This window comes from Bifidobacterium catenulatum subsp. kashiwanohense JCM 15439 = DSM 21854, assembly GCF_001042615.1.
In the GTDB taxonomy this organism is placed as follows: Bacteria; Actinomycetota; Actinomycetes; order Actinomycetales; family Bifidobacteriaceae; genus Bifidobacterium; species Bifidobacterium catenulatum.
The window spans coordinates 1,214,976-1,241,769 of sequence record NZ_AP012327.1; the positions used below are offsets into that span (position 1 = coordinate 1,214,976).

A 26,794-nucleotide genomic window follows, 5' to 3' on the forward strand; every position below is an offset into this window, starting at 1 on the left:
GAAGGCCTTAGAGCATTGGTGATTTGAGCAGTGGCGGATTGCATGAGGAGAGATTCCGCGTGTTCTGCGCATTATCGCGCGTATCTGCCATTGTACCAATCGCAATGCCTGATTCGATGAAGTTCTCGTTAGCATAGCGACTTTCGGTGCCGTCACGAGGACTGCTTTCTGAATGCAGCTTGGCAATAAATGGCACAGTCCGCCACTTTTCGATAGTCACAGTTTGATTAATGCGCCTTATCGAAAGAGGCTTCCATGAGTCAGATATTGACACTAACCGATATTTCCTACTGCTATCCGGGCGCGCCGGAACCATTGTTCGAACATCTGTCCGCGACATTCGCGGCCGGCTGGGCCGCAGTGCTGGGAGACAACGGCATTGGCAAGACCACACTGGCCAAACTCGCCTGCGGCATGCTTTCCCCCGATTCGGGGACAGTCTCGCCGAACCCGTGCAAGATGGCAGTCGCCTACTGTCCGCAACGTACTGATGAAACGCCTACGAATCTGGATGATTTCGCGGCGGATTGGACGGGCGAGACCATCGCCATCCGCGACGCGCTGAACATCGGCGACGATTGGGCATACCGATACGAGACTCTCTCTGGAGGCGAAGCCAAGCGGCTGCAAATCGCTTGTGCGCTGGCCGGCGATCCCGACGTGCTGGTGTTGGACGAGCCAACCAATCATGTGGACGGCAGGACGCGCCAAGCCATCACGCAGGCGATGCGTCGGTTCGATGGCATAGGCATCGTGATCTCCCATGATGTCGAACTGATCGACGCGACGTGTTCGCGCTGCGTGATGCTGGAGCGCCGACATGCGCGTGGGCGTAACATCACGGCGGCGAACACCTATCAGGGTGGATATACCCAGGCCGCGCAGCAGATGCGCGACAATCAACGTGCCGATACGGCCGCCATACAGTCCACTCGAAAGGAGCTGCAACGCATGCAGCGCATCAAGCGGGAGCGGGCGCAGCGTGCGCGCGAACTGGATATGCGGAAGAATCAGGGAATGCGCATCGATATCAAGGACATCGACGCTCGCAAAGCCCTGAAAAATCTGAAACCGGCTATCGGCACCACTGTCGCACAGACAAGCGCGCAATTCGACGGGCGTATCGCCGCCGCCACCGACAGACTTGCTCACCTCAGCGAAGCGGCCAAACGCTACGACGGCACCATCTGGATGAACGTCATGCCGAGCTCACGCAGGGAATTGACGCGCATCCCCAACGACCACGCCATCGCGGACCAACCCGATATGCTGAGCATCGGCCCGCGCGACCGCATCGGCATCAGCGGTCCAAATGGCAGCGGTAAAACCGCATTGATACGACGATTGATCGAAGCGCTGGAGCGTGATGAAGCGCAGCGGCATTCGGAGAGAATGCCATATCTCTATATTCCCCAAAATTCCAGCGACATGGATACCGCCAACGCAATGAACCGCTTGCATGCTTTGACGGACGAGCAACGCGCCATTGTGCTCAGCGCCTACGCCCAACTTAACGCCGACCCCGACAGACTGCTCGCCGGCGGCAATCCCTCGCCAGGCGAACTACGCAAACTTCTGTTGTGCCTCGGCATGATTGAACAGCCACAGCTCATCATCATGGATGAGCCGACCAACCACCTCGACCTGCACTCCAAACAGGCACTTGCTAATACGCTATCCTCCTATGCGGGCGCATTGGTCGCAGTCAGCCATGACGAATGGTTTCTGAATGCCGTCACATCGATTCGATGGCGATGCGCGTCATGACGCTATCTATGAGTTTACGTTCCTTCGTAAGACTTGGATATCGGCAAGACGCATTCCTTTTCGTATGAAGCTGTATCGATGGCAATGACCGAGCAAGAGGACACCAGTATGACACGACCGATTATGCCGCGAGCACATGGCAAAAAACTTCACATGGAGGCGAACATGGCTCATGTTCCTTCGGCCATCGCAATCACGGCGATGCGACCGGAGGAATATCCGTTGCTCGTCGAGTTCCTGTATCAGGCGATTCATGTATCGCCGGGAACCCCGGCACCGGACAGGAGCGTTGTCGAGCTGCCGGAATTGCGGCGATATATCGAGGGATTCGGACGGCCCGACGATGCCTGCATGGTTGCTCGCGCCGGACTACCGAACGGTCCGCAAATCGTGGGTGCCGCATGGGCCAGAATCTTCCCGAACAACTCCGCAGGCTACGGTACCATCGACACGGCAACGCCGGAAGTCTCCATATCCTTGCTTCCCGACTGGCGGAACCGAGGCATAGGGCACCGCCTGATGACGGCGTTACTGGACCGACTGCGAACCGATGGTCACGCCGCAGCCAGCCTCTCGGTCCAACGCACCAACGCCAACGCCCTCCATCTCTACGAGTCGCTTGGCTTCACCATCATTAGCGAACACGACGGTGAACTGGTCATGCGCGTGGCTCTCGCGGATTGAGGCAGTGTTCCACACATCATCCGCATGGAGCCAGTGCGTAAGCCACCCACTGTGATATGTGCGGCTGCAAGTCCCGCATTCATACAAGCAAACAATCTGACATACAGATGCAGTCTATTCCTTATTATGTTTTCGGCTTTGCTCTTGATAAGAGCCAGCACCACCATCCATCCTCGATGAATGTGGGCAGGCTTTCGCAATGTGCCACATGACGCAACGTGTAGTCGGCGTGAACCGCACCACCGCGCAGGTGTTCACGCATGAAGCTCACGAATGATACGACCTCGAAAAGCTTTTTGGGAGGCTCGTTCCCAATCTTGTCCTCAGTGTGCAGCCTGTCAGTCTGAAGTCAGCTTTCAACTGGCAAATGTTCAAAGAGACGGGCTAGCGCAGTGGATAGATCCGCTCCTTCGAAAGCAAAAGTCGCAGCAGCACGTGTCTGCTTGTCCGCGTTGAAGGCAAGCGAGACACCGACGGCTTTGAACAGCGGTAGGTCAGAACGACTGTCACCAATAGCGATGCAATTCGAAGCTTCAACTCCCAAGCATTCACATTGCTGCCTCATGAATGTTACTTTGGTTTGTTCATCGGCATATGCCGCTGTTTTACCAATAAACACGCCATCCTTGACAGCAAGTTCTGGACCGCACCATGCTTCAAATCCAAATCTCTGCGCAAGGCTCTCGGAAACGACTGTCCAAGCGCAGGATGCGAGGACTGGCTTGATTCCCCTCGACTTGCATTCCGCAACGGACTGTGCGATTCCTTGCACAAGCGGGAGATCGTTCAACCATCCGTAAATTTCACTTACCCGATGGCCAGTGTATCCACGAGCATCAATATCGCATACCGTGTCATTTCCGATCTCACCGCGTGCGTATCGATCCTCTGCATCTCGCATCCTGTCGCCGGTACCCAACCGGTCCGCAATAAATGCGCCAGAGCTAATGCCGTATGTGAGCGTTCCGTCGATATCAAAAAATGCAATTCCCGCCATTCATTCCTCTTCATTTACTGGTTCAGCCCGAACCTCCAGCCGGTAACTAAGCCAATAGCGTATCAAAAGGCACACATATCAGAAAAGAAAGGCAGATAGTCCCATTAAACCGTTTCATGCGATTGCAGTTGTCCGCCGCTGGCTACGGCTGGCAGGGGAAGCTGGGAAAGGCGTCCCGGCGGAAGGCCCGCCGGTGCGTTCTTCTTCCAGGGACAAGGAAGGATGCGGGTGGCCGTGAATGGTCGCCCGCATTTTCCGTATCCGTGTGAAACGGGAGGGAGCGCATCATGGGGCGCTTCCGACTGAAAGGACGGATACGTATGTCAGGTGGGAAGAAGAGCAGGCGCACGATGCTGATGGCTGCCCTGACCGCAGGGGCGTTGGCCTTGGGATATCTGGCGCCAGCCGCGTTCGCCGAGGGCGGTGGTGGCGGTTCCGGCGGGCAGGTTCCATCGCAGACCGCCGACGTGCATTGGATCTACAAGGATTCCTGGCCCGCCACTCTGGAGGGCATGAAGTAGGCGATACGTGATTCGGGCACCACCCTGTCTTCCGATTTGGAGGATGGGTCGAATCAGTTCGTGGATATGAATGCCATCCTTGCCGACGCGATCTCGGAGTGCAAGGCCTCATACACCGGGGAGGGTGACGCGGAATGCCGGATGGTCGCTGTCGGCTACGCGCGCCTCGGCAACGGCGTGTTCAGCGGTTCCTATGTCAGTTCGAACGCGCGTCAGCGTTGGGAGTCCCAATGGGCCGCACCTACCAGTACCAAGGCCAGTCGTACACGACCGGCACCACGTGGACCGATCGGCTTGGCGTGCGTTCGGTGGATAGCCTGGTGCAGGATTCCATCAACGCCAATCCCGATGCCTCGTTCCGTGTGGTCGTGCTGGCCAAGAACCAGCCGCCCGTCGATTATCCGTTGACCGTCACCACCTCGCACCGCCAGCAGACCGACATGCAGGTCGGCTCGACCACGCCGGTCGGCGACACCATCCACGCGAACAACGGCGGCTCGTCGATCAAGGAGACCCTGCACGGCACCGCGATCGTGCACTACGATGGCGGCCCCTACACGCCGACGGGCAGCGTGAGCAAGCCGATCAGCTTCGCCAACAGCGGCGACACCGTGATCGACAACCTGGCCTCGCCGGGTGATTTCGGCATGGATTCCTGGGCCGAGGGCACATATTGGATCGACATCCAAGTGCCCAGGCAGGGAAGCATGCAGGCGGCCGTGGACACCACGGACCGGGATCCGGCGGAGACCTGGAAGGTCAGCGCCGTGCCGCCGGCCGATCCGGTCAAAAGCATCGAGGAAGGCGTCAGCGCCGACCGAATGACCAACCGCACCACCATCACGTATGGGACCGGCCGGGGCGGTTACGAGCTGAGTTTCAGGGACGTGATCGAACCCAACGGCGTCGATTACACGGTGGACGGCTTCACGCTCGTGGACGCCACCGACAACAATCGCGATGTCTCCAACGAGTTCGAGATCGGTTGGGACCGCGCATCGAACACGGTCAGCGCGGTCCGTTCGTCCGACAAGGGCATGATGCCGTTCGACCACGAGTATGTGTTCGGCTTCGATGTGACCGTCAGCCTGCCATCCGATTACCAGAACATCAGCGACCATGCGTGGGGCAAGTGGAACCAGCTGCCCGAGGCCGACGCGGGAGAACGCGAGTTCGACACCTGGCGTCCCAATCCCGACAAAAGCTGGATCATGCTCGACACTAATGGCAAGTGGCAGGCCGTGATCGACCCCGACCGCACCAACCAGACCGGCGGCGACGGCAAGGTGTTCCTCGACGGAGACCGCGTGGCCTCCGTGGTCACCGCCACGACCAAGTCCTCCTACCTGACCGGGTTGAAGGACTTGGAGAAGGCCAGGCAGATCACGATGCTCGTGCCCGGCCGCGCGAACTACGCCAACGGGGCCGGGGCGGGCCAGGTGCGCGATGACTTCGGCATCGAAGCGGACGACGAGATCACGTTCTGCACCGCCGGCAAGAACGGCGCGGAGTTGACCAACGCCGGCTCGCAGACCATCAACACCCACACGGTCGAGACCAACGAGCCGAAGGTCTGCGGTTACGTGCCGTCCGTGGCCAAGGATGTGGTCGGGGAATCCTCCCAAGGCGGCGCCCAGGACAGCGTGGACGGCAAGATCGTCTTCCCCGGCCAGCGTCTCGAATACCGTCTGGAAACCCAGCCGCATTTGCCCGACAGTCTTACCTACACCATTGTCGAGGTGGCGGTCACCGACACGTATGACGAGCACTTCCAGCCGGACAAGCAGACCCTGGAGGTCACCGACCTGACCACCGGCAAGTTCATCCCCAAGAGCCAGTACCGCAGCGAGTGGAACGACGCGAACCATGCCGTGCGTCTCGTGTTCGCCGACGACTATGTGCGGGCGAACTGACTGGCGGGCGCGAATCCCAGGATCATCATCAGGTTCGAGGGCGTCGTGGCCGAGGATGCCCCGGCCGACACCGTGGTTGACAACCAGTGGGCGTTGACCTTGAACAACTCGGTCACGCCAAGCAACAAGGTATGGAACGATCCGCCCGACTTCCAGCCGGGCAAGGAGGACACCCAGGCCGACCCGTCCATTTCGATCGACGGCAAGACCGCGTTGCTCGGAGACCGCATCTACTATCGGATCGATCTCGATGCCAAGCAGACGAACCATGCCTACAAGGTGTGGCGGTTGGGCATGGTCGATGACTGGGACGACGAATACCTCGAACTCGACGAGAGCCATATCACCGTGACCGACAAGGCCAACGGCAGGGATGTGACCGACCGGTTCAACATCCAGGCCATCGACGGCGTGGCATACGTGTTCGCCAAAACCGTTGACACCGAGGTTCCGGCGACGGGAGAGACCATCAAGGGCGACCTCCAGCCAGCCGATCTCAAGATCTACGCCGCGCTTGGCGACAAGGACCACGACCCGTTGAAGGACCCGGCCATCGACCAGTCGCTTCTGGGCACCTCGTATGAGGTCACGCTGCCGATGACCGTCATCAAGGTCACCGACGATTACGTGGTCACGAACACGGCCACCCAGCTGGTCAACGACGTGCGCAAGGACACCAACCAGGTCTCCAACCCCTTGCAGCCGATCAACCCGGCCAAGGATGTCGTGGTCAAGGTGGACGGGCAGAGCGTGGATGGCAAGAGCATCTATCTCAACAGCCTGTTCCTCTACCGGCTCGACAGCTCCACGCTGCCGCCCGACCGCGCCTACCCGCAGGTCTCCGACTGGTCCATCAGCGACCCGCTCGACACCCGGTACGACAAGTTCACCGGCCAATGGGCCGTCTACGCCGCCTGCAACCTCATCAAGGACGGCGAGACCCTGGCCGAGCGGGGCGAACGCATCGCCGGCTCCGACTTCGACGCCAGCCGTTTCGGCGGAGAACTCTTCGAGCTCGCCACCGACGAGCGCGGCGTGGTCACCGTGCGTGCCACGGAGCTGATGCTTGGACTCGTGTCGGCCGACACCGAGCATGAGCAGGCGTGGACCGCGTTCATCCAATGCCAGCGCATCGCCGTGGGCGGTCCCGTGGCCAACCAGTTCACCGAGACCATCAACGGGGTCGAACGGCCCTCGAACACCGTCACCACGCACACGCCCGACATGACGCCCCGGCTCACCATCGAGAAATGGGACGAGCAATCCGGCTGGCCCGACGGCGACCGTGACACCGTTGACGAGGCGCTGAACATGAACGGGAGCGACACTCGCATCGTGTTCACCATCACCAACGCATCGCCCACCGACCCTGACACCGGAGACGGCCCTTGGTTCAAGGCGAGCGAGCTGAGCCTCACCGACCAGCTCGTCGCCGGCGACGGCCAGATCGGCGAGTTCGAGTATCCCGATGACTGGCAGACGCTGATCCTCAAGCCCGGAGACAGCGCGGAGGTCAAGGCCACCCTGACCGGCGTGAGCGAGCATCACACCGACCGCGCCATCGTCACCGGTGTGCCGCTCGTCCAATGCGTCGTCTCCGACCCCGACCCCTTCGACGGCAAAGACGAGGAGAAACTGCCCGAGGACGCGGTGGAGATCGACGGGCGAACCCTGTGCGCGGACACCACCGTGACCAGCAACACCGACGACTGGAACGGCTACCAGCCCAAGGACAATCTGGCGACCACCGGCACCAACATCGCCGGCCTCATCGCCGTCATCCTCGTCCTCGCGCTCCTCGGCACCGGTGCAACCGCCGCGATCCGCCTCACCCGCGCCAACGGCCGCCACACCGGGCACGAGAACGACGCGAATGATGATGGCGCTGGCCGTGATGGCGGTCCCAATGGAGATGGCCCCGAGCCGGACTTCGCCCAACTCGTCACCACTATCAATCCCAAGGAGCCGCCCATGAACTAATAACAACCACCCATCTGCTGCTTAGAGCCAACTTTCGTATTCCAGTTGGCAGTTAGACGGTGATACCATGCAACTGTCCCGGCAAAACGGGGCAGTGCATACTAGGCCCGCAGGCGTAGTCCTGCGGGCCTATTTCGTCTGTTCCCCATCGGCTTTAGCCAACGTTCCCCCATGACAGCGGACTATGATTCGCTGCTTTAAGCACTGGCAAGTGAAACTCGATGCCAGGTTTCTCTCCCCACGGCACTCTAGCTAAATCGGTTATGTTGCCTGGCCATTCAGGCACCTTATTACTAGAACTGAGATCAAACAAAGTGAAAGCGAATGGCGGTATCCTGATACATGCCATTTTGCAGCACGTGTAATCCGCAAATATGGGAACCATCCATCCGGTGAACAGCTTTTGTTCACGCAGGTTATCGACTATAAACATATGGAGTCTGTATCGCTGGGGAAAACAGTGCTCTCCCTATCCAAGAGATAGTCCTTACAGTCATGCATATCACCAGCTGATACACAGAAGTTCGACATCACCTGCTTCACAAATGCAAGAGGCATGAGCCTATCTGTCTTGAAATGAATGGATCTATCCCCTTCCTGAAAGTCAGAGACAAGGATTTGCTGTCCAGTTGCACGATAGAACTCACTGAATGGCTTGACGTAGTTTTGACCAAGATAACTATTGCATGAGCTGCAAATCGTCTTGAATCCTTGACCTCTTTGCAATTGCCGATACTTCAGGCCTTCCATGTCATCCTGCCCGGTCAAGCTGCTCTTCACGGCGTCAACGCCTGAATAGAGCTTCACCGTGTGATCATTACCCACAGATTGAGGAGGGATGTGTTCAAAGCTCAGCGGCCCTTCTTTACCGCAGATTCGGCAAATGTCATCTGCCATTTCACGTCATCTCCAAACGTTATTGCCACAGGCCGAGGAATGCTGCGGCAATGAAATCGAGAAGCGCAGCACCGACCAGAATCAATGCATATAGGTTGAAATAACTGCGCATCAATTTAAGTTTTGCAACATGAAGTTTCTCGTTTGTTGATTCAAAGTATTCCATCGATCCCGACACGACTTTTTCTATCGCAGGAAAGACCGCGCCAATGATGGCGAGCGACGAAGTCACGAGTGTAGCCTTTGCGCCGTCTTGCAGAATGGTGAATGAGAGAATCCCCACACCAATAGCTAATCCGATGGCGATGATTGCGTACCATGCTGCTGCTTTCCGAAGGGAGACTCGATCGGCTTCGTCTAGTTCTTCCCAGTTTGAAGCAGCGCCGAGAGATTGCTTAATCCAAAGATCATTCTGCTGCTGGTCGTTATTTTGCATTCTTTTCCCTTTCCCGGGCATCTTTTGGCGAATACTATAGCGTCTTGATTTACCTATTTCTGTAAGTATGCTGAACGAATGCTGTGTGAATTTGTCCGTCGCTGATTCCACGGGACTGCACGAGGATGGCCGTATGCGTAGGCATGGCGGTGGGCCGTGCCGTTCCTGTGCGGAGGAGTGCGGCTGTGGATTTGATGAACCAGGTGCTGGAGTTGTTCGTGAAGTTCGCGACGATTGGCGGTGGCTTGTGGCTGGTGTGGGGCGCGGTGACATTCGGTGGTGGTTTGAAGGATCATAACGGGCCGCAGACGCAGTCGGGCCTGTGGCAGATCGTGGGCGGCGGCATGATTATCGCGGCGGCGCAGATCTTCAGCGCCGCGGCGTTGGGCTGAGCCGGTTTGAGGCATCGGGGATCCCGGCATGGAGGATTTCATCGTTGCGATGCTCAACATGATCGGGGGCGGTGGCACCGGTTCGATAGCCACTGGCATGCTGTCGCAGGGGCCGGAGACGTGGAATCCGGCGCTTTACCAGTTGGCCGTGAACGTGCATGACGTGGCGGTCAAGCCGTTGACCTCGGTGGTTCTGGCGGTGGTGTTTACCTTGGAGTTGGCGCGTAATTCCACGCGCATCGAGTCCGACCGCGAGTTGGACGTGAAGATCGTGTCGGGCTTCTGGCCGGCGTGGAACCAACCCTCCAACACGCGCTCCAGCAGCGCCGTCGATTTCAGCGAATATCGTTCCTCGACCATGACGCGCAGTTGCTTCATGGAAACCTCCGGGCTGATTGCGGTCACGATAAGCGTGTCGCGAGAACGAAGGTCGGCGTCCAGCGTCACGGCCAACGCCAATTGCTCGCGGGCCGTGAAGCCCTCGCCTTTGCCAGCCAGCAGCCTGCGCCACTTCCTCAGCAGGGGCGTGAACCATTCGGCCGCCGCCTCACGCGGCCCCATATCGATGCGCGCCTGCCGGTATTCCTCGGCCAGTCGCTCCGCCAGCCGCTCGTCGGCCGGACGCACTTGGGCAATGGTGCCAGTCATATCCATCGGTCCTTTCCGTGGTGTCCGAACCCCCAAGTCCGCTTCCACGCGGCCCATGCCCGCGAGCCATGCGAGCGGCCAAGAGCAATGTCATGCGCTGCAAGCGCATGGCCCAGGGCCGCGATCCGCCCGACGATGGAGGAGAGTATGTCGCGCAGCCCCGTCTGAAGCATCCTCTCCGCAATCGGCGGGCGTCACCCGACGACCACAGCCAAACGTCAATGTCGCTATGGTTGTTGCATGGCACGCAGATATGGAAAAGTCCCGGCGATTGTCGCCGGGGCCAAGTGTTTAGGAACTTTTCGACAGACCGCAGCCGCGTTGCTGTATCAGTCCCGCATCAATCAGCCGAAAACCGAATGACAGATGAATTGGTTCATCCGATCATAGGGATCGCATAACGGCTGAGCACCATTGCTGCAATGCCGAGTAATCCTCTTCTCGGGCTTCGCTAGGGTCGATGCTGTGCGCGAGCAGCATGCGCTCCGATGGGTCGTCCAGAGCGGCAAGCAGTTCACACTTGGTCGGGACGAACACGCCGGCACGGACTGCGTGGACGATCTGCAAGGAGAAGAAGAACCCCTTGAGCATGGCGCGTAAAGCGTCCAGACGGGCATCCGCAGACAGCTCCCGCGTCGTCAGATACGTGTGATTGGTCATGTGATAAAGGTTCGCCACGCTCACCCTCGCGCCCAGCCGGACATCGGCCGGACCATAGGCGGGAAGCAAAGCGCACAGGTTGCCATGCCAGACCTGGGTGCCATGCTCGAACTGCGCGAGCTCATAGGCGGGCCATGCGGCCAGTTCGTCGCGCCCGCAGGTGAAGCCGACGGCCTTGTCTCCCTCCGGCACCGTGCGCATCGCCTCGTGGAAGTGGTCAAGATCGGTCAGATCCACATGGTCGAGCACCACCAGCAAGTCGATGTCGCTGTCCGGCCGGACCTCGCCACGCAGATAACTACCCTGCAATCCCATGCACAGCAAGCGTTCGCCAAACGCCTCTCGCAATGCCGCCATCGCCAGCGGCTTCCATTCACCTAGATCAATCATCGTCAAACTCTCGCAATCATCAGCCAATGTTAAAAGGGCAAAGAAAGTTCAGTCTAGCAAAGAACAGTTCCCCGATTAGGCGTGCCGTCATCGCGGGATGCCTTGTCGGGGTACTGTCCGTCTTTCAGCTAGCCAGGTTGAGCTCGTCGATGACTTGCTTGAAGTCCGCGATCATCCGGGTCAGTTCGCGCACCCTTTGCTCGGTGACGTTGACGATGTCTTCCAAACTGTCCGTCTGCGTTCCCCTCCGCATAGGCTTCCTGAAGGAACTCGTCGGCCAGTAGGTTGACGATTTGGCGTTGGTGCTCCGCGACGACGCGCTGATAATGCTTGATGGCGACCTTTTCGCTGGCATGGCCAAGCTGGTTCATCACCTCGCGCAACGTGCCGCCCTTGAGCATCAGGAGGGTGGCGTGGCTGGCGCGCAGGTCATGCAACATCAGATCGGAGCGTCCCGCCTTCTTACGCGCCCTGGCAAACTGCGCCTCCAGCGTGGTCTGGCTCATGACCTTGACCCTTCTGGGCACGAACACCGGTGAAGTGGGGTCATCCAAATCGCAGAACGTATGCAGGTGCTCGCGAATCATATCGACCAAGGCGTCCGGGATGGGAAGGTCCCGGACGCTGCGCTTGGTCTTGGTCTTGGCGAACCTTGCCTCTCCTCGATCCAGATGTCCCCGGTTGACCGACCTGCGCACACGCAGAATCTTGTTATCCAAGTCAATGTCACCGACTTGCAGGCCGCAGAGTTCCCCGCATCGCAGCCCGCCGGCAAGCGTGGAGAGAAACACCGTCAGCCGCGTGTAATCCGGCATGTTCTCGGCCAGCACGCGCAGTTGCTTGGGAGTGACCGGCGGTATGTCCTCCCTTACGGAATCCGGTTCCGGCGGTATCGGAAAGATGAACGGATTGTCCTTAAGCAATGGCGGGGACCCATTCATGCTCATGGTCGTGGCCGAGCGGAACACGGCCTTGAGCCGCATGCAGGCCCGTCGAAACGACCACTGCCCCTCGGGATGCGGGCCGTCATACCAGCTTTTGATATGTCTGGGCTTGATTTCCGTCAGGCGCAGCCCTTCGAACGCGGGCATGAAATGGGCGATGTCCAGGTACAGGTTGCGTCTGGTTCCGCCGGCTATCCGTTCGCCGTTGGGCAGCGTGTATTCGACGGCCCATTGCTCGACATACTCCTTGAACATCATCTGGTTGGCTCGTTCCCGCCTCATGCGGTCACGGGGATGAACCCACGTTTGGATGCCTTTGGTATGTAGATCGACCAGATGATGCTCGTTCTCCAACCACACATGAGCCTCGTGCTCCTGATGTGGCTTGAATTGCTTCTGCACCTTCTTGCCATGATCCACGGGGTTCGGATAACGAACCTGCCATGCGCTGAGGCTACCGGAATCGTCGTATCGGGGAATGACGGTACCCCATTGGCTACGCGGCTTGGACATGACTTTCCCCACTGGAATATTGGTTTTTGGCATGATTGCTCTCCCTTGAACAAAAAGTGCACCCAAATATGCACTTAAGGGAGATTGAAGAAAACCTGCATATGCAGCTCAACACAAGGCGGCAAGTCTACGCGATTTCGGTACGCGGCTAGAGCGTCCTTGGTTACTTCGGCTACGATAAAGCCAAGCCTAGGAACCTTGAAATACCGCCCAAGCTAGGGTGTTTGCGACGGTGCAACCCTATGCTATAGTGGCATCCAGAATTGAAGTTGAATCATGCACCACTTCCGGAGAGGAGGTAGGGCGCATGAGCGGTGATGTTGTTGCCCCCTTGGAGGGTGCGACGCGCAGGCGATTCAAGCGATTCGGCAGGCTACCGGTTTTACGCCTCGTGTGGAATAAACATGAAAGACATGTAGAACAATAAAAGAAGTTCCCCCTGCCAGAACTCTGGCAGGGGGAACTTCTTTAGCTTAAATCGCTCTAACGCCTAAGCAAGAAGCTCAGCCGTTGACACGGTCGATGCCGGCCTGGACGTCGGTAAGGACTGAATCCCAAGACTTGATGAAGGAAGCGACGCCGTCGGCTTCCAGCTTGTCGGTGACAGCCTTGAAGTCGATGCCCAGCTCAGCGAGCTTGGCCATGATGGCGTGGGACTCTTCGTAGGTGCCCTTGATGGTCGGAGCGCCGTTGCCGTGATCGGCGAGAGCGTTCAGGGTCTTCTCCGGCATGGTGTTCACGATGAGCGGAGCGACGAGCTCGTCAACGTAGACGCAATCGGAGTAGGCCGGGTTCTTGGTGCCAGTGGAGGCCCACAGCGGACGCTGCTTCTTGGCACCCTTGGCTTCGAGAGCAGCCCAACGCGGATCGTTGGCGAACTTGTTCTCGAACAGCTCGTAAGCGAGGCGAGCGTTGGCGATAGCGGCCTTGCCCTCGAGAGCCTTGGCCTCATCGGAGCCGATCTCCTCAAGCTTGTTGTCGACGGCGGTGTCCACGCGAGACACGAAGAAGGAAGCGACGGAACCGATGTGCTTCAGGTCATGGCCGTTGGCGTCAGCCTGGGCGATGCCTTCGATGAAAGCATCGATGACCTGCTCATAACGCTCGAGCGAGAAGATCAGGGTGACGTTGACGGAGATGCCCTTGGCCAGGGTTGCGGTGATTGCCGGCAGGCCTTCGAGGGTTGCCGGGATCTTGATCATGGCGTTCGGACGGTTGACCTTCTCCCAGAGCTCGACAGCCTGCTTCTCAGTGGCTTCAGTCTCGTGGGCCAGACGCGGATCAACTTCGATGGAGACGCGGCCATCGACGAAATCGGTGGCTTCGGCGATCTCACGGAAGATGTCGGTGGCGTTACGCACGTCGGTGGTGGTGAGCTCGCGGATAGCGGTCTCAACGTCAACCTTGCCGAGCTCCTTGAGCTGTGCATCGTATGGGCCGACCTGGCTCAGAGCCTTCTGGAAGATGGACGGGTTGGTGGTGACGCCAACGACGTTCTTGTCCTTGATGAGCTCCTGCAGGTTGCCGGACTCAATACGGGTGCGGGACAGGTCGTCCAGCCAGATCGAGACACCGGAGTCAGAGGTGCGCTGAGTTGCTTCAGTCATTGTTTTTCTCCTTGATACCTTTTTGGATCAAATCTTTATCTATTGTGCGGTAAAAGGGGAGAGGCACATGCATTGTGCCCCTCCCCGTCGAATCACTTGGCGGCTTCGACTTCCGCGATGGAGGCCTTGGCGGCTTCGACAACATGCTCGGCGGTGATGCCCAAGTCGATCATGTTCTGAGCGCCGTCGCCCTGCAGGCCGAACTGCTCGATGGAAACCGGCTTGCCGTAGGAGCCGAGGTACTTGTACCACGGCATGGCAACGCCAGCCTCGACGGAGACGCGAGCCTTGACGGAGGCCGGAAGCACGGATTCCTTGTACTCGGCGTCCTGCTCCTCGAACCATTCGAGGGACGGAGCGGACACAACGCGAGCCTTGATGCCTTCACCAGCCAAGGTCTTGGCTGCGGACACGGCCCACTGCACTTCGGAACCGGTGGCCATGATGATGACGTCTGGGGTGCCTTCAGTGTCGACGAGCACGTAAGCGCCCTTCTTGACGCCGTCCTTTGCCTTCTCAGCGGTCTCAGCGAGAACCGGAACGCCCTGACGGGTCAGCACCATGGCTGCCGGCAGAGTGTTCTTCTTCTCGAAGAAGTAGCGGTAGGCTTCGGCAGTCTCGTAAGCATCGGCCGGACGAACGACCTCAAGCTGCGGGATGGCGCGGAAGGAAGCCAGGTGCTCCACCGGCTGGTGGGTCGGACCATCTTCGCCGACGGCGACGGAGTCGTGGGACCACACATACAGGTTCGGAATCTGCATGAGGGCGGCCAGACGCACAGCGGAACGCTCGTAGTCGGAGAACATGAAGAAGGTGCCGCCGAACGGACGGGTGTGGGAGCCCAGAAGGATGCCGTTGGTGATGGTACCCATGGTGAATTCGCGCACGCCGAAGTGCAGCTGACGGCCGTACGGGCTGCAGACCGGCCACTGCTTGGTGGCGCACTCGGCGGGAGCGAAGGTGGCAGCACCCTTCAGATCGGTCTTGTTAGAGCCACCGAGGTCGGCGGAGCCGCCCCAGAGTTCCGGCATGACAGCGGCGATAGCATTCAGCACGGAGCCGGAAGCGCCACGGGTTGCAACGCCCTTGCCGACTTCGAAAGTGGCTTCAAGGTCATCAATGGCCTTGTCGAAGCCTTCCGGCAGCTCGCCAGCCTTGAGGCGGTCGTACAGAGCGGCGTTGTCCGGGTTGGCCTTGCGCCATGCGTTGTACTTCTCGTCCCATTCCTTGTGGGCTTCGAGACCGCGCTCAGCAACCTTGCGTGCGTGAGCCAGAGCCTCTTCGTCGACATGGAAGGACTCTTCCGGATCGTAGCCGAGCAGTTCTTTGAGGCCTGCGACGGCTTCGGTGCCCAGCTTGGAGCCATGAGAAGACGGATCGTTGGTCTTGCCCGGGGTCGGCCAAGCGATCAGGGTGTCGACCTTGATGAGCTTCGGCTGGTTCGGGGCAGCTTCACGAGCCTTGGCAATGGTGTCGGCCAGACCCTCGACATCCTCCTTGTAGGAGCCGTCAGGCTGAATGAAGCTGAACTCGTCGGTGTACCAGCCGTAGGCCTGGAAGCGCTTGAGCACGTCTTCAGCCAGAACCAGGTTGGTGTCGCCTTCGATCTGGATGCGGTTGGCATCGAAGATTACGGTCAGGTTGCCCAGCTGCTGGTTGGCAGCAAGGGATGCAGCCTCGCCGGAGATACCTTCTTCGATATCGCCTTCGCCGCAGATGACCCAAATGTTGTGGTCAAACGGGGACTCGCCTGCCGGAGCTTCCGGATCAAGCAGGCCACGCTGGAAGCGCTGGCCATAGGCGAAACCGATGGCGGAAGCGAAGCCCTGGCCCAGCGGACCAGTGGTCATTTCGATGCCCGGGGTCAGGCCATATTCCGGATGGCCCGGGGTACGGGTGTCAGCGCCGCCACGGAAGTTCTTCAGATCGTCCAGGGTCAGGCCGTAGCCGGAGAAATACAGCTGGACGTACTGGGTGAGGGAGGCGTGGCCACCGGAAAGGATGAAGCGGTCGCGACCTTCCCAGTTGGGATCGTTCGGATCATGCTTGATGAAATGCTGATACAGGGTGTAGGCGATAGGCGCCAGGGAGACGGGGGAACCCGGGTGGCCGTGTCCCGCACGCTCAACCGCGTCGGCCGACAGGACCTTGGCCATCTTGATGGCGCGCTCGTCCAGCTCGGTCTCCTTGAATTCGGTCATGGATTACTTTCCTTCCAATTGGTCGGGCCGCGTATCCGGCTTGTGCCGAGCGCTCGACGCCCTCACATTGCGTTTTCCATAGTAGCGACGTGAGGTGACGTTGTGATGGATTTTTGGCGTGTTTTGGTAGTTTGTGTTCTGTTAACGCTCACAATTAACATTCTCGTGCGATCGTCCTGTTCGATTAGTGGCATGACGAGCATTTCGGGAGATTGCTATCGGGAAAAACAAGAAACAAGTACTCTGGAAGCGAACCGATTAGCACTCGCGCGGCGCGAGTGCTAATACAATGGGAGAAGCATTTGAGTCGTATCGCATATGTAGAGGAGGCACGCATGACGCAGTCAAGACGTATGTTGGTACTGCGTGCCGTCGTCGAGGACTATATTCGCTCGCAGGAGCCAGTTGGTTCGACCACCTTGACCAAAGATCATGATCTGGGCGTCAGCTCGGCCACCGTCCGTAATGATATGGCCGCCTTGGAAGATGAGGGATACCTTATTCAACCCCATACGTCAGCAGGGCGCATACCAACGGAAAAAGGGTACCGATACTTCGTGGACCGTTTGGCCACAGTGGTGCCGATGTCCGAAGCGCAGCGCCGTGGCATCAACAGTTTTTTGTCGGGATCCGTCAATCTGCAGGACACCTTGCAGCGCGCAGCCCGTCTTCTGGCGCAGATCACCGGTCAGGTCGCGGTCGTGGCGGCACCGTCGTTGGCGAAATCGACGTTACGGCATATCGAAATCGTTCCCGTATCAATCAACACCTTGTTGGCCGTCGTCATCACCGACACCGGCCGAGTGGCGCAGCATATGCTCAACGTTTCCGAGTTGCCGGACACCACGGTGCTGTCGCATCTGGTCAACGAAATCAACGCGCAGTGCGCCAGCGTTTCTTTGACTCGAACCGCGGACTATGTCAGGCAAATGTCGTCCCGCAAGGAATACCGCTCTATCAGCAAATTGGCGGAAACGCTTGCTCAAGCTTTCGATGGCATGGCCGACGACGAGTGCGCGAGCGAACTCTACATGGCAGGAACCTCACGGCTCGCGCACCAGCGCACCGTGGCCGATCTCGCACCATTGTTCGATGCGTTGGAAGAGCAAGTCGTGCTCATGAAACTCATGAGCTCGTTGAGTGAAACCACGCAATCCAATGGAGTCGGAGTGGCCATCGGATCCGAAACGCACACGCCTGGTCTACTGCATGCATCCGTAGTGACCAGCGGATACGGTCGAACCTCGGCAACCGTTGACGACACCACAAAAGGCGAGACTGCGGAAGAACAGGGGAGAGAAGCCAGCGATCGCACCATTACAGCGCAGGATTCCAGCGAGCCCATTGCCTTCGTCGGATCCATTGGACCGACGCATATGGACTACGAGGCAACCATGGCTGCAGTGCGTGCCGTCGCCAGATATCTGACCGCATTCGTGGCGCACGACGAAAACCAAACCAACAGCTGACCCCGCCTTATGGCACAATGACACGCGAAAAGCAATAGGGAGAAAGAACAACCGTGACGGACTATTACGAAGTGCTGGGCGTAGACCGCTCCGCAAGCGACGACGAGATCAAAAAAGCTTATCGAAAGATGAGCCGCAAATATCATCCCGATATCGCAGGTCCGGAATTCGAAGACAAATTCAAGGAAGTCAATAACGCCTATGAAGTGTTGTCCGACCCGCAGAAGCGTCAGATGTTCGATGCCGGTGTGGATCCGAACGATCCAAATGCTGGAGGTATGGGCGGCAGCGGATTCGGTGGCGGATTCGGCGACATGGGAGACATCTTCAGCATGTTCACCGGAGGTGCCTTCGGCGGTGGCAACGGTGGACCGACCCCGCGTACACAGCCAGGACGTGACTCACTTGCCACGATAACCATCGACTTGAAGACGGCGGTGTTCGGCGACACCGCGCATGTTGAGATCAAGACGTTCGGTCTATGTCAGGAATGCGCCGGAACAGGATGCCAGAAAGGCACTCAGCCCGTGCAATGCCCCAACTGCCATGGACAAGGCTATGCCCAGCGCGTGGTACGCACCATGCTCGGCCAGATGATGACCACTGCGCCATGCGAACGCTGCGAAGGACACGGTACCGTTATCGAAAATCCGTGTCCGTCCTGCCTTGGTCATGGTCGCGTGCGCGTCACCCGTAATGTCGGCGTGTCCGTGCCTGCCGGTGTGACGAACAATACCCGTCTACGTCTCGCCAATCAGGGTGAAGTGGGTGAAAACGGCGGTGTTGCCGGCGACCTGTATGTCGATATCCGTATCGCTCAGGACGATACCTTCACTCGTGACGGTGATGATTTGCACTGCTGGATCCGGGTGCCGATGAGCTGGGCCGTGCTGGGGCATGACCTGGAGATCGACACATTCGACGGCAAGCAGTCGGTGAGCGTGCCTGCAGGAAGCCAGCCTGACGACACTGTGACCTTGAAGAATCTGGGTGTCACACATCTTAACAACAAGAACGAGCGTGGCGATCTGGTGGCGCATATCGCAGTGAAGATTCCAACAAAGCTCACTGACGACGAGCGCGCCTTGATGGAACGGTTCGCAGAAAAACATGACACAGATGCCCAACATGTTGCGGTAAGCGCACGTCCGACCTCCGGAACGAAGAAGGGCTTCTTCTCCAAGTTAAAGGATGCGTTGCGCTGAGTTTCCCTGTTCTAATGCCGTACTTCCGATGAGAGGACAGCGCTAGATCGCATTCAAATAGCCGGTTGCTTCAAAAATTGAGGCAACCGGCTATTTTTCAATGTTTCTGCTGTAGCAAGCGGATTGTCTCGCGCCTACAACAGTCAATCATTAGACATATTTACGTGTTTATTTGAGCAATGACCGGCACATGGCGCGATACTGGTTTACATATCCGCCACCGAAGAACACGCAATGTCCAGCGATGGGGTAGAGCTGCCACAATGTGGTGCGCTCCTGCCATCCCGCCTTCAACGGGTGCACGGACTGATATCCGTCGAGAATGTCCCGCAGATACGACATGCCGAACAGGTCAAGCATGGCGAGATCCTCTTCACGATGCCCTCCATGCGCTGCCGGATCGATAAGCACCGCTTCCACAGATCCGGAATCGGCTGACCACATGACATTGCCGCTCCACAAATCGCCATGCACACGCGCAGGCTTATCGTTAGCCGCTTTACCCAGTATTTCAGGCAGCGCTTCAATGACGTCTTCAGTCAATTCCATGTCGTAGTCGGTCAGTTCGCAACGTTTCATACCAAGCCGTACCATCGGTCGGAGCCTGCCTTCGGCCAAATATGTGGCCACGTCATCCCATTCGCCGGTATCCATAGGAACCGGATCCTGCAGGGGGCCGAAATAGCAGGTTCCCGTATAGCCGGCCGGAGCGGATCCGAAATAATCAGCGCCAGCATCGTGCATGTGGGCGAGGGACGCACCAAAATCATGCGCGGCCTGCAGTGTCGGCCCGCAGGCGTTCACACGCTCGATATCGAGATAATCCTTGCCCCAATCGTATACGTCCACAACACGCGGACCTCCCTTGGAGCTCGCTTCACCAAGCCATTGCAGGCCACGGCCTTCACATTCGAAGAAACCTTCCGGGCTGAATGCTCTGCTTTTACGGTATTTGCTCATAATGCCAGGCCTTTCTTTTGCATCATGCGCCACGTTTGCGAAACTATGTAGAGTCGCTGGCGAGATTCCGATAGATTTTGGCACCATTGTGTGCATGGTTTGAGACAACTCAAGGATCCATAGTGAAAAATTAGACCCCTCTCGCTAGTCTTGAATGCGGAAAAGCAGACGAAACCATTAATACATGTAAAAGAGGGTTCATGAATTTCTTCCAAGCGATTTTCCTTGGGCTGGTGCAGGCACTGACCGAGTACCTGCCGGTTTCTTCCAGTGCCCATATCCGCATCATCGGCGATTTGATGCTGGGATCTGACCCGGGCGCCGCGTTTACCGCCATTATTCAGATTGGCACCGAGCTTGCCGTGATTTTGTATTTCCGTCACGACATCATCCGTATTCTCGGTGCTTGGTTTGGCTCCCTGTTCGGCAAGGAGGGTAAGGACTTCAAAAGCCGCATGGGCGCGCACAATCCGGATACCCAGATGGGCTGGTTCATTATCCTCGGCACCATGCCGATTCTGATTGCGGGCCTGCTATTCAAGCATGCCATCGAAGGATCGCTGCGCAATCTGTGGATCACCGTCACCGTGCTTGTGCTATTCGGCGTGTTGCTGTGGGTGGTCGATGCTCGTTCCAAGCAGGTCAAGACCATGAAGGAAATGACCTGGAAAGACGCGTTGATCTTCGGCATCGGCCAGATGCTCGCCCTGATTCCAGGCGTTTCTCGTTCCGGCGGCACCATCACCTTCGGCCGCGCTATGGGGTACACCCGTGAGGCAGCCGTCCGCGTGAGCTTCCTTATGGCCATTCCCGCCGTGTTCGGCGCAGGCATTCTGGAAGCCGTATCGGCCGTTAAGGATGTTGCGGCAGGGGATGCCGGCATGTTCCCGGGCTGGGGTCCGACCATCGCCGCAGCCATCGTGGCGTTCGTAGTCGGCTACGTGGTGATCATCGGCTTCCTGAAGTTCGTATCCACATTCTCATACAAGGCGTTCGCCATCTACCGCATCGGCTTGGCTGTCGTCGTGGCACTGCTACTGATCACAGGCGTGCTCTCTCCGCTGGAGGCCGTGGCTGCAGCGTGAACCTAGTCCGATAAGCGAACAACAAACAACAAGTTGGGCCGATCATCACAGGATGGTCGGCCCAACTTGTATATTGACAGCCTATCGTCAGCTGCAACGTCAATTGCCACGCAAGAACGATTCGGCCTCGTGAATCAATTCCTCACATGCCGGCATGCCATTCGACGCGATACGTTGCGCCTGAGCGTTCAAATCGTAATCCCGCTCCAAACAGGCAAGATAATCGCCAGCGTGCGTCTGCTCGACAATCTCATCAGCATTCTTGCGCCATTCTGCGGCCTTCCTATTCAAATCACCCTCGATAATCGGATGCTCCAACAGAAGCGACAATGCGCGAACCAACTCAAGCGTACCCTGCAAACATTCCGTATTGGCGCAATAATGAGGCACGGAAACCCATATGGAAGTGGTCCGAAATCCCGCATCCGACGCAAAAGCGTCAAGAATGTTAGGGATACCCACAGGACCGTTATATTCCTTGTCAGGCTCGCTTTCGCAGCCATTCTTGGAAATATCAAGCGGCAAAGGCCTCGTATGAGGGCAGTCGTCGAACATGGATCCTAACGTGACGATATCGCTCACATCGTAGTCCTCTGCGATACGCAATGTTTGCCTGCAGTATTCCTCCCAACGATAATTCGGTTCGGGGGCAATCTGCGCGAGAAAATGCATCGTAGGGGAGACATCAATGTCATAAAACGTGGTCTGCGGCCAAATGATTCGCTTACGTCCCTGTACCGAGCAGATCATCGGACGGGCCACCTGATAATCATAAAAACCCTCGTTGTCGATATGACGCACCTCCTGTGAATCATATCGCGATACAAGATGCCGTATGACATTCGTCGCGGCCTGGCAGGCATCATTCCAACCCTCGAATGCGGCGATCAATATCGTCGTTCGTCTTGTCATCTCCTCACACATGTTTCAAATGTATAACGAAACCGAAGAGGCTGCGACACGCTTTTGCCGTCGGTGAATGACGAGCATTTGCGATATCACTGCAGACAGTCAACGAAACAGTTAGCGATCTATTTTCCACAGCGTCTTCAACCGTTTCTCATTTTGTCCGATAATGTACGCTGTGCGACAGTGATTCGACCTGGCTTCAAGAATGGCTTTATTTCAACGGTTTGAAGTCATGCTAATCAGCGGTCTGGACCGAAGCCTGCTAAAGGTAGCCAAACCCGTATATGACAATTGGCTATGGAGATGAAGTGACCCATGGCCTCGGTTTGCATTGCCCTTGCCGTGGGTCGGTTTCATCATACCCGGCGTCCATCTGCGGACGAGCCCCGACGCGGCGCGGTAGGCCACCGCGCCGCGCTCCGACCTCCAGAAGCCCTGCCATTCCGGCGTCTCGCGGCTCCTGTCGAAGTCGAAGCAGCTATCCCTCAGAAGGGCCATGAGATCGGGTTCGACGGGTTCGCCGGTCACAGGGTCGTTGACGACCAGACTCAGGTCGGCGGCGTTGCGCCTCACGGCGGAGATTCGCCATGACTTCGGCAGACAGCCGGGCTCGAACGTCACGAGACGGTCGCCCGGCACCACGCGCCAAGTGTCCGTCAGGCCGTTGCGCGAGCCGCAATCGAAGCGGGCGCATACAGAACGGAGCGCTTCGTCGCCTTGGCGATGGTGCAGTGGCCGGGGCCCTCGATCTACCCGACGATGTCCCGCGCGGAGACGCTGAAGTCAGAGGAACCGGGAGAATTGAAGGGTGCGGAGAAGAAATAGGTTCGACCGAGCCGTTTCTTCCTCCGGGATGCAAGCGCGAACAACGGTTTGTTGTACCCGCGCTTGGCGAACGGGCCATGCCCTTAGAATGGAATCAGCAAGCGCACAGCGAGGCGCTCGAATCGTTTTCCGATGTCGGGAGGTAGTCATGTCGATCGGTCAGGTTATCAAAGTCGTGCGCGAGGAGCGAGGTCTTACGCAGTCGCAGTTCGCGCACGAGCTGTTCGTCACTCAACAGGCGCTTTCCCGCTGGGAGAAGGGAACGGCAGATCCGAGCATCGACATGATTCGGCTTATCAGCACCCGTTTTGAGGTGCCGATGGCGAGGCTTATGGAGATGCCGGACAACGGTTTTTGCCAAAGTTGCGCCATGCCGTTCTATCGCCCGGAAGACCATGGCACCGAACCGGATGGAACGCGAAGCGGAGATTATTGCAACTACTGCTATGGCGACGGCGTTTTTCTTCAGGACTATGCCAATAGCGATGAATTGGTCGCCGCGTGTGCGCCGATGATGGCGGAATCCTGCCATATCAGCGTCGAACAGGCCGAGGATTGCATGTCGGCGCTGCTGCCAAACCTCAAGCGGTGGCGGCGTCGGGACGAGATCGATGCGGTGGCGGAAGGGGAATGAGCGATGGCGTTCGATTATAAGAAGGAGTATAAGGACCTGTATCAGCCGAAGACCATGCCGGCCATCGTCATGGTACCGGCGATGCGGTTCGTCGCGGTGGACGGTGTGGGCGACCCGAACGAAGAAGGCGGCGATTACGCCAAGGCGATGCAACTGCTTTACGGCATTTCGTTCACCGTCAAAATGAGCAAGAAGTCAAAGAACCCGGCCGAGCATATCGACGGGTACTTCGACTACACCGTGCCTCCGCTGGAGGGCTTATGGAGCATGGGAGAGGGTGTGCCCGGCGTCGATTACGCGCACAAAGCCGACTTCCATTGGACTTCGATGATTCGTCTGCCGGAATTCGTGACCGATAAGGTCTTTGCGTTGGCCAAGGCATCGTTTGCCGCCAAACACCCGGAATCCGACGTCGATCGCGCATATCTCTTCGATTTCGATGAAGGCGTGGTCGCGCAGGTCATGCACAAGGGCCCGTACGACGACGAGCCCGCAACCGTGGCGATTCTGGATGACTACGCGCGCTCGCAAGGCTACGAGCTCGACCTCTCCGACGCCCGCCGACATCACGAAATCTACATATCCGATCCGCGCCGAGCAAAACCGGAAAACCTCAAAACCGTCATCCGTCATCCGGTAGTGAAGGTGGGTTGACTTTCAGCGAACTGCTCGAAGCGCTCACCGGGCGGACCATCTTGGCCGGGTTCCTCCGTATGAGGTTTTCGTCACGCGCGGCCTCAAGCGCGTTCTTCAGGACGGACCAAGTGATTGTGGCCGTCTTCGGGCTGTAGCACTTCAGGCCGTCCTGAATGTCGGCCATATCCTTATGGCCCAGCGAGTTGATGCGCCTCGCGCCGGCCATCTTGTTCAGCCGCACGATGGCGTTCTCGTAGCTTCGCCTGCTGTTCGGACGCAGGTTGGCCTCGGCCCGCTCGTGGTACCAAGTCTCCAGCCAGTCCATGAGGCGCGGCGACGGCGAGTTCGGCGTGAAGCCCTTGCGCACGTATGCGTCCAGCTTCATCCTGAGCCTCGCGTTCGCCACCGCCTTGGTCTTGCCTTGGGCCGTGAGCCGCCGCCTGCGCCCGGTGGCCCTGTCGGGCTCTATGTCTATTGCGGCGTGCCAGATTCCATCGGCGCTTCTGTATGTCGAGCCGCCGCCACCCATTGCCATCGTTGGTCTCCCGTCGTGTGAAATGCGTAGCCAAATGCGTAGCCACAACGGGCCACCCAGAGGCATCCACAGTTACCTGTGCGAAATGAAGACCGTTGAAATTAAGCCGTTTTTAAGATTCCCGAATAGTTAGCCGATAATGTACGTTATGTCAGAAAAGTGTGACAACCCTCGGCTGACACTCTTTTCTGTACATAACATCGTTGGATTCTGTCAGCATGTCCCCTTTCAGGACTTTGCTCGATATAATCCAACGGTATGGCGGGTGGCATTTTCGCCACGCTGGACGTCTTTTACGGTCAGCCTTTGATGGCTCGTCTGAGTTTTCTTTCCATTTCGTTTTTCATGCCATTTCTGGCCTGCAGATACATAAACACCAGCTCCGCTGCGATCAGCAAAATCATCAGCGCGGCTGACGGCCATCCTACTTGCTCATAGAAATGCTGGAATTTTGCGGAAAAGCCAGATTTGAACATCGCATATACCGGGTATGGCAAGGCGCCAATAACCAATGAGGTGAAGTGCAAACCGACAATCGACCAACGTACTGGATATACGTCTCGCCTGGTTTTTGAGAAGATATTTCCACGAATCGCGGTAATCGAACAAATGTTCACCGCAATGACTGCTGCAACAATCCACAGCAATGCCGGCAGGATATCAAGCATGCGACACTCCCCTGTTGTAATCTGTCTCTACATATCTACCGTGTATCGATGACCATGTATAACCCAATTTAGCCTGTTCGACCTATGCGGTATGCGCCAAACCTGTATATTACAGTGAAACCGCGGTGCGCGCCTGCCGCTTCGCATCAAGCTTCTTTTTCATGCGCATCGCAGCGATGTCGTCAACAGGACGGGTCGAGTCCGCAGTGGAAGACATCGTGGATAAATCGACATACTCCTCGCGTTCAAGAGCATCCCTAATTTGCTTCCACAGGGATCCCATGGATACTCCGAACACCGCCCTACCGCTTTGCAACAGCGCCACCATTTGCTCGCTGTCCGTGCATTCGTGCACATGCTGTCCATCGCACATAATGGTAATGTTTTCCAGCTGCTCAGCAGTGCATTGCACTAGAAAACCGATGGCAGCCGTCACATTCTGCAGATTGATGCCCGCATCAAGCAGTTTTTTTGACACGGCAAGAATCACCACATCCTTGAACGAATACAGTCTACGCGACCCAGACCCATGCGATGGAGTGATGGAAGGCTCCACAATCTGTCGGCGCGCCCAATAATCAAGCTGACGATAAGTGATGCCGGCCACTCTCGATGCCACTGAACCCTTATAGCCACGTGTCACCGGCTGCGCATCGCCTGCGGGAAACAACTCCCCCTGTACCGCAGTCGGCATATGCAGATGCAACCGCATTGTTGGCTCTGCCTCATTCATCGCATTCTCCTACGACATATAAACAACGCCCATGAGCCTCCGTATGAAGCCCATGGGCGCGAAGCTGATGTACACAGTTTATCCCGCATCACACGGATCAACTAGCAATGACGGCCTTATTATCGAAATAAACCAGACGGAACTTGCCAAGAATGATTTCATCGCCATTCTTAAGTTCCTGCTGATCAACACGCTGACGGTTCACATACGTGCCATTCAAGCTTCCCGCATCAATGACGCAATACCTACCATTCAACCTGCGGAACACCGCGTGGGCACGGGAAACCGTGGAATCATCCAAAAGAATATCGGCGCTCGGATCACGGCCGACGGTAATCTCATCCTCATCGAGAAGATACCGCGACCCCGATACCGCTCCCCTAGTCGAGATCAGCAGCGCCGTGCCGTCGGCAAGACGCATAATGGTTTCAAGGTCCTCCTTCGTCAGAGGACGGTCTCCGGTGGAAGTAACCGGTACAGTTATTGCAGGAAGGCCAATGATGGTCGTTTCACCTGCGCTTGGAATCGGATCAGTCATAGTCGCCATTCTAGTCATTACCCTTGCAAATAGCCGGTATTGAGACC

At 57.6% G+C, this 26,794-nt stretch carries 23 protein-coding genes and 1 pseudogene; 9 read left to right on the forward strand and 15 right to left on the reverse strand.

The window, feature by feature from the left end:
- Window positions 1-7: 7 nt before the first annotated feature.
- On the reverse strand, window positions 8-220 hold the full coding sequence (locus BBKW_RS05280; protein WP_014484177.1) for a hypothetical protein: 213 nt from the start codon (window positions 218-220) through the stop codon (window positions 8-10).
- 35 nt (window positions 221-255) lie between these two features.
- On the opposite strand from BBKW_RS05280, the gene BBKW_RS05285 reads away from it, so the two are divergent.
- Both BBKW_RS05285 and BBKW_RS05290 read left to right on the forward strand, forming a co-directional pair.
- Window positions 256-1,767, forward strand: a complete 1,512-nt coding sequence (locus BBKW_RS05285; RefSeq protein ID WP_016462532.1) for an ATP-binding cassette domain-containing protein — start codon at window positions 256-258, stop codon at window positions 1,765-1,767.
- Between the two features lie 165 nt (window positions 1,768-1,932).
- Window positions 1,933-2,451, forward strand: coding sequence for a GNAT family N-acetyltransferase (locus BBKW_RS05290; protein ID WP_012577972.1), 519 nt, complete (start codon window positions 1,933-1,935; stop codon window positions 2,449-2,451).
- 349 nt (window positions 2,452-2,800) lie between these two features.
- Here BBKW_RS05290 and BBKW_RS05295 read toward each other — a convergent pair whose 3' ends face one another.
- A complete protein-coding gene (locus BBKW_RS05295; RefSeq protein ID WP_033501856.1) occupies window positions 2,801-3,448 on the reverse strand; it encodes an HAD family hydrolase in 648 nt (215 codons plus the stop codon).
- A gap of 320 nt (window positions 3,449-3,768) precedes the next feature.
- On the opposite strand from BBKW_RS05295, the pseudogene BBKW_RS05300 reads away from it, so the two are divergent.
- A pseudogene (locus tag BBKW_RS05300) lies at window positions 3,769-7,862 on the forward strand (LPXTG cell wall anchor domain-containing protein).
- Window positions 7,863-8,285: 423 nt separating this feature from the next.
- Here the strand turns inward: BBKW_RS05300 and BBKW_RS05305 are convergent.
- Window positions 8,286-8,759, reverse strand: a complete 474-nt coding sequence (locus BBKW_RS05305; RefSeq protein ID WP_033501915.1) for a hypothetical protein — start codon at window positions 8,757-8,759, stop codon at window positions 8,286-8,288.
- 19 nt (window positions 8,760-8,778) lie between these two features.
- Complete coding sequence (locus BBKW_RS05310) at window positions 8,779-9,195, reverse strand: hypothetical protein (RefSeq protein WP_014484997.1); 417 nt, start codon at window positions 9,193-9,195, stop codon at window positions 8,779-8,781.
- A gap of 185 nt (window positions 9,196-9,380) precedes the next feature.
- Here BBKW_RS05310 and BBKW_RS05315 point away from each other — a divergent pair, with 185 nt between their 5' ends.
- Window positions 9,381-9,587, forward strand: a complete 207-nt coding sequence (locus BBKW_RS05315) for a hypothetical protein (RefSeq protein WP_193786604.1) — start codon at window positions 9,381-9,383, stop codon at window positions 9,585-9,587.
- Window positions 9,588-9,722: 135 nt separating this feature from the next.
- On the opposite strand, the gene BBKW_RS05320 is transcribed toward BBKW_RS05315, so the two are convergent.
- From BBKW_RS05320 to tkt, 5 genes are all read right to left on the reverse strand, one after another.
- Entirely contained in the window at window positions 9,723-10,235 is a 513-nt protein-coding gene (locus BBKW_RS05320; protein WP_231858448.1) for a hypothetical protein, read from the reverse strand.
- A 384-nt stretch (window positions 10,236-10,619) separates the two neighbouring features.
- Complete coding sequence (locus BBKW_RS05325) at window positions 10,620-11,285, reverse strand: nucleotidyltransferase family protein (RefSeq protein ID WP_033501911.1); 666 nt, start codon at window positions 11,283-11,285, stop codon at window positions 10,620-10,622.
- 128 nt (window positions 11,286-11,413) lie between these two features.
- Window positions 11,414-12,775, reverse strand: a complete 1,362-nt coding sequence (locus BBKW_RS05330) for a tyrosine-type recombinase/integrase (protein WP_231858449.1) — start codon at window positions 12,773-12,775, stop codon at window positions 11,414-11,416.
- A gap of 470 nt (window positions 12,776-13,245) precedes the next feature.
- Complete coding sequence (tal, locus tag BBKW_RS05335) at window positions 13,246-14,349, reverse strand: transaldolase (RefSeq protein WP_003834796.1); 1,104 nt, start codon at window positions 14,347-14,349, stop codon at window positions 13,246-13,248.
- Between the two features lie 92 nt (window positions 14,350-14,441).
- Window positions 14,442-16,550 (reverse strand): transketolase, encoded by a 2,109-nt coding sequence (tkt, locus tag BBKW_RS05340; protein WP_033501910.1) that lies wholly within the window; start codon window positions 16,548-16,550, stop codon window positions 14,442-14,444.
- Window positions 16,551-16,885: 335 nt separating this feature from the next.
- Between tkt and hrcA the strand changes: the two genes are divergently transcribed.
- Complete coding sequence (hrcA, locus tag BBKW_RS05345) at window positions 16,886-18,019, forward strand: heat-inducible transcriptional repressor HrcA (protein WP_033501909.1); 1,134 nt, start codon at window positions 16,886-16,888, stop codon at window positions 18,017-18,019.
- A 53-nt stretch (window positions 18,020-18,072) separates the two neighbouring features.
- Window positions 18,073-19,224 (forward strand): molecular chaperone DnaJ, encoded by a 1,152-nt coding sequence (dnaJ, locus tag BBKW_RS05350; RefSeq protein ID WP_033501908.1) that lies wholly within the window; start codon window positions 18,073-18,075, stop codon window positions 19,222-19,224.
- A 168-nt stretch (window positions 19,225-19,392) separates the two neighbouring features.
- On the opposite strand, the gene BBKW_RS05355 is transcribed toward dnaJ, so the two are convergent.
- The gene (locus tag BBKW_RS05355) at window positions 19,393-20,184 is read right to left on the reverse strand and encodes a fructosamine kinase family protein (RefSeq protein WP_033501907.1); all 792 of its coding nucleotides are present in this window, start codon (window positions 20,182-20,184) and stop codon (window positions 19,393-19,395) included.
- 200 nt (window positions 20,185-20,384) lie between these two features.
- Between BBKW_RS05355 and BBKW_RS05360 the strand changes: the two genes are divergently transcribed.
- Window positions 20,385-21,269 (forward strand): undecaprenyl-diphosphate phosphatase, encoded by an 885-nt coding sequence (locus tag BBKW_RS05360; RefSeq protein ID WP_033501906.1) that lies wholly within the window; start codon window positions 20,385-20,387, stop codon window positions 21,267-21,269.
- A gap of 99 nt (window positions 21,270-21,368) precedes the next feature.
- On the opposite strand, the gene BBKW_RS05365 is transcribed toward BBKW_RS05360, so the two are convergent.
- On the reverse strand, window positions 21,369-22,193 hold the full coding sequence (locus tag BBKW_RS05365) for a PAC2 family protein (RefSeq protein ID WP_033501905.1): 825 nt from the start codon (window positions 22,191-22,193) through the stop codon (window positions 21,369-21,371).
- A 958-nt stretch (window positions 22,194-23,151) separates the two neighbouring features.
- Here BBKW_RS05365 and BBKW_RS05380 point away from each other — a divergent pair.
- Window positions 23,152-23,637: a zinc ribbon domain-containing protein gene (locus BBKW_RS05380; RefSeq protein ID WP_033501903.1), complete on the forward strand. Its 486-nt coding sequence runs from the start codon at window positions 23,152-23,154 to the stop codon at window positions 23,635-23,637.
- A gap of 3 nt (window positions 23,638-23,640) precedes the next feature.
- Entirely contained in the window at window positions 23,641-24,291 is a 651-nt protein-coding gene (locus BBKW_RS05385) for a GyrI-like domain-containing protein (protein WP_033501902.1), read from the forward strand.
- On the opposite strand, the gene BBKW_RS05390 is transcribed toward BBKW_RS05385, so the two are convergent.
- The 4 genes from BBKW_RS05390 to BBKW_RS05405 all read right to left on the reverse strand — a co-directional run bounded on the left by BBKW_RS05390 (window position 24,260) and on the right by BBKW_RS05405 (window position 26,747).
- The gene (locus tag BBKW_RS05390) at window positions 24,260-24,658 is read right to left on the reverse strand and encodes an integrase (RefSeq protein WP_229027391.1); all 399 of its coding nucleotides are present in this window, start codon (window positions 24,656-24,658) and stop codon (window positions 24,260-24,262) included. The genes BBKW_RS05385 and BBKW_RS05390 overlap by 32 nt on opposite strands.
- Before the next feature lie 449 nt (window positions 24,659-25,107).
- Window positions 25,108-25,476: a hypothetical protein gene (locus tag BBKW_RS05395; RefSeq protein ID WP_033501900.1), complete on the reverse strand. Its 369-nt coding sequence runs from the start codon at window positions 25,474-25,476 to the stop codon at window positions 25,108-25,110.
- A 109-nt stretch (window positions 25,477-25,585) separates the two neighbouring features.
- Window positions 25,586-26,209 carry a MerR family transcriptional regulator gene (locus BBKW_RS05400; RefSeq protein WP_033501899.1) on the reverse strand — a complete coding sequence of 208 codons (624 nt, stop codon included), beginning with the start codon at window positions 26,207-26,209 and terminating at the stop codon, window positions 25,586-25,588.
- Window positions 26,210-26,306: 97 nt separating this feature from the next.
- On the reverse strand, window positions 26,307-26,747 hold the full coding sequence (locus BBKW_RS05405) for an FHA domain-containing protein (protein ID WP_033501898.1): 441 nt from the start codon (window positions 26,745-26,747) through the stop codon (window positions 26,307-26,309).
- Between the last annotated feature and the right edge of the window lie 47 nt (window positions 26,748-26,794).